The 3,535-nt window shown below is 51.1% G+C and carries 3 protein-coding genes and 1 pseudogene; 3 read left to right on the top strand and 1 reads right to left on the bottom strand.

The genetic code is table 11. From position 1 onward, the window contains the following. The 3 genes and pseudogenes from Q0257_RS00665 to Q0257_RS00655 form a co-directional block, all read left to right on the top strand. Positions 1 to 400: pseudogene (locus Q0257_RS00665) on the top strand (hypothetical protein); the annotation flags it as partial. A gap of 32 nt (positions 401 to 432) precedes the next feature. Continuing rightward, positions 433 to 960, top strand: a complete 528-nt coding sequence (locus Q0257_RS00660) for an outer membrane lipoprotein carrier protein LolA (RefSeq protein ID WP_298020267.1) — start codon at positions 433 to 435, stop codon at positions 958 to 960. Beyond that, positions 953 to 3,088, top strand: a complete 2,136-nt coding sequence (locus Q0257_RS00655) for a hypothetical protein (RefSeq protein ID WP_298020264.1) — start codon at positions 953 to 955, stop codon at positions 3,086 to 3,088. The genes Q0257_RS00660 and Q0257_RS00655 overlap by 8 nt, the downstream gene beginning before the upstream one ends. A 258-nt stretch (positions 3,089 to 3,346) precedes the next feature. Here the strand turns inward: Q0257_RS00655 and Q0257_RS00650 are convergent. Then, a partial coding sequence (locus Q0257_RS00650) for a hypothetical protein (protein ID WP_298020261.1) occupies positions 3,347 to 3,535 on the bottom strand: 189 nt, incomplete at its 5' end.

The raw sequence follows: 3,535 nt of genomic DNA, 5'->3' as shown, positions 1-3,535 counted from the left end.
TATGCAGATGAGAGATGATGGATTTATATATCCCATTATCAAAATGGAGTTTAAATTTATCGCTCCGATACTTTTTGACGACGAGGTTGCGGTAAGCATCGAGCTGCTCGAGTGCGATACGATTATAAAATTCTCCTACCGCATCAAAAGCCCGTCAGGCGCGCTCCTAGCTAAGGCAACCACGTCGCAAGCTGCGGTGGAGCTTGATTCTAAAAGGACGCTGTATGAGATACCGCCGCAGTTAAGGGCGTGCGCGGATAAAATTTTAGCAGAGAAAAATTCCGCGGGTAAAATTTCGGCGGCAAATGAGATTTCGACGGCAAGCAAAGCCGCGTCCGAGCAAGAGCACTCTCAAAACGTCGCGGCAAATGAAATTTTGCCTAGCGATAACGAGCAGTGAAATTTAGCGAGCATAAAATTTAAAGGACTATGATGAAAATTTTAGCTTTATTTTTGGCGATTTTGGGGCTTGCGAGCGCGCTTGAAGTAAGCGATCTGGCGCTTAAGACCGATAATATCGGCGGCAAATTTAGCGAAACACTCAGCATTGAGGGCTTTGCCGAGCCCGTACGAAGCAGCGGCGAGTTTAGGATCAAAGGCGGCGAGCTGTTTTGGACGACGCTAGAGCCGGTGCGAAGCGAGCTAAAAATCGGCGCGGACGGCGTTTTTGAGCGTAGCGGCGAGGCGTGGATCAAAAGCGCCGATTCGCTTTTTGATAAGGATACCTTTTTGGCGATCTCGCGCCTGGACGTAGCGCGACTTAGCAAAAATTTCTCGATCGTGCTAAGCGGCAGCAAAGATGCGTGGCGCGCCGAGCTAAGTCCCAAAGGGATGCTGCAAAATATCTTTAAAAATATCGTGATCGAGGGCGGCGCCTACGTCAGGGTGCTGCGAATTAACAGCGCTAACGGCGATGTGAGCGAAAACATATTTTCGAGCGTCGTGAGCTTAGATGAGTAAGAGCGCGATCCTAGCGGCATTCGGCGCGGTTTTCATCGCGCTTTGCGCCTTTATAGCGCTAAATTTAAACCGCGTAAATTCCGATTTTTACGAGCTAAGCGGTATTGAAATTTCCGGCGAGCAGAAACAGAGCGTCGAGGATTTCAACCGCGAGATCGCGAGGCAAATCATCGTCGCAAGCGCAGAGAAAGCGAGCTTTGACGCGTTCATTGCGGATATGCAAAAAAGCGGGCTTTTTGAGAGCATAATCTATGAAGTAAAGGACGCGAGCGTGTATCAGAGCGAGCTTGCGCGCTTCGCGCCCGCGATGCTCGATGATGCGAGCGTGGAGCTTTTAAAAAGCGATCCGCAGGCTTTTTTTGAGCGTAGCGCGCGTGAGCTTTACTCAAAATTTCGCCCGCTTAGCCTCTCGCAGGATTTTTTCTCGCTGAGCCTCCATTCGCGCCTTAGCTCTCACGGCGCTATCAAGCTCGATCCTGCGCAAAACCGCTTCATCGCGATCATTGACGGCGCGCCGCATTACCTCGCTACGGCCAGGCTCGCTCCAAAAGCAAACGACGACGCGCTTAGCGCTCTGGTGCGCGAGGCGCAAAAAAGCGAAATTTTAATCTCCGGCACCGCCCTATTTAGCGCGATGGGCAAAAGCGCAGGCGTGCGCGAAAGCTCCGTCGCGGGCGCCGTTTCGCTTAGCCTGTGCGCGGCGCTACTGCTGGCGGCATTTTCGCGCGCACGGATCTTCTGCCTGCTGCTGCCCGCGCTTTTCGGGCTCGCCTGCGGCGTAGCCGCCACGATGGCGATCCGCGGCTCGATCCACATCCTAAGCGCCGTGGTTTCGACGAGCCTAATCGGGCTGATGCTGGATTACGCGGTGCATTGGCTGGGCGCAAACATCGCGCGCAAAATCGAGGCTCGCTCGATAAAAAGCATGCGAAACATCCTGCTTCTAGGCTTTTTCATCACGGCCGGAGGCTACTTCGTATTTTTATTCAGCCCGTTTTTTCTGCTAAAAGAGATCGCGATCTTTGCCATAGCCGCACTTGCGGGGGCATTTTGCTTTAGCTACTTCGCCCTGCCGCTGCTTCTTGAAGGAGCGGAATTTCGCCCCGCCCAGGTCTTTGCAAAAGCTCTTGAGCTCTACGCAAAGGCGCTTTGCAAGATGAGCTTAAGCTTTAAAGCGCTCGCCATCATTTGCGCGGCGCTGCTTGCGTTTTTGTATTTTAAGATAGAGCTTAAGGACGACGTCAGCGAATACGCGAGCTTGGATAAAAACCTAATCGCGGTGAGTGCTAAGTTAGCAAGCATCGGTGGCTCCAGCTTTGATCTGATAGTGGGCAACAACGCGAGCGCGGTAGCCAAAGAGGCCGTAGCGCGCGGTCTTGCAGACTCGTACGCTGGCGTGCCGATTTTGGATCCCGCTACGCAGAACTTTATCAAACAAGCCTTTACAAACTACGATAGAAGCGCATTTTTACGTCTCGGGCTGAGCCGCGAGCTTGTGGACGCAAACTTTGCCAAGATTGCAGATGCGCCTATTTTAAGCTACGAGCAGGCCAGAAGCTCCGTTCTTTTTGCCGCGATGCCGAGCATCGATCCGCATATCGCTTTTTTGCGCGGCGTGCGCGATAAGGCAGCCGTTAGTGAGCTTGCCGCGCAGATGGGCGCGCTGCATCTAAATATGCGAAGCGCCATAAGCGAGGCGTTTTCGCAGATCAAAATCAACGCTCTGTATTTAAAATGCGCCGCATACGCCCTCGCCCTCGCATTGCTATGGGCGTTTTTCGGCGCGCGGACGGCGTGGCTGATCGTCATCTCCGTCTTTGCGACAAATTTGGCCGTACTCGCCCTACTTAGCGCATTCGGCGTGAGCGTAAATATTTTTGCGATCTTTGCGCTGATCCTCTCAGGCGCCGTGGGGATCGATTATATGATCTTTGCAAATAACGACAAGATGGCGCTTAGCGATAAAATTTTCGGCATCACGCTCGCGTCTTTAACCAGCATAATCTCTTTTTTTACGCTCGCTTTTAGCTCCACCAAGGCCGTGGCGCTGTTTGGGCTCTGCGTCAGCCTAAATATCGCGCTAGCGGCGATCTTGGCGCAAGTTTTAGCAGCGAGCAAGAAAAGCTAATCAAGCGGGAGCCAAAGAGCTGAAAGAAACTAAATAGGCGCTCTTTGCCCGCTTGCAGATAAAATTTATAAAAGAGTGCGCCGTAAATTTACGCAGCCGCAGCGGATGAAATTTAATCTACCTTGTCGCGAGATAAAATTTAGCCTGGCGTGACGCAAGATAAAATTTAACCGATTAGCGCAAAATAAAATTTTAGATAAAATTTCGACCAAGCAAGCTGCGAACCGGAATTTAAAAAACAAGGTTGCAGGATAAATTTTAAAAGTTGATCTTTGGCGCAGCGTCTCGGAGCTTGCTATTAAATTTGAACCTATGCAGTGCATTTTTAAATTTAAACCCTTGCGGCGCGTTATTAAATTTAAATTTGCACGCCGCAGACCGCCCTACTCGCTGCTTTTGCCCGCTTTTATCATCTTTATAAATTCCTTTGCGAGCTTGGAGGGCTTT

This window comes from uncultured Campylobacter sp., from assembly GCF_938018035.1.
Lineage (GTDB): Bacteria > Campylobacterota > Campylobacteria > Campylobacterales > Campylobacteraceae > Campylobacter_B.
This window is presented reverse-complemented; position numbering and strand designations above follow the sequence as displayed.

What these genes read in the sequence shown, in the direction of transcription:
- Q0257_RS00655 (WP_298020264.1), top strand. Translation starts at nt 953, where the DNA reads ATGAGTAAGAGCGCGATCCTAGCGGCATTCGGCGCGGTTTTCATCGCG.
- Q0257_RS00660 (WP_298020267.1), top strand. Translation starts at nt 433, where the DNA reads ATGAAAATTTTAGCTTTATTTTTGGCGATTTTGGGGCTTGCGAGCGCG.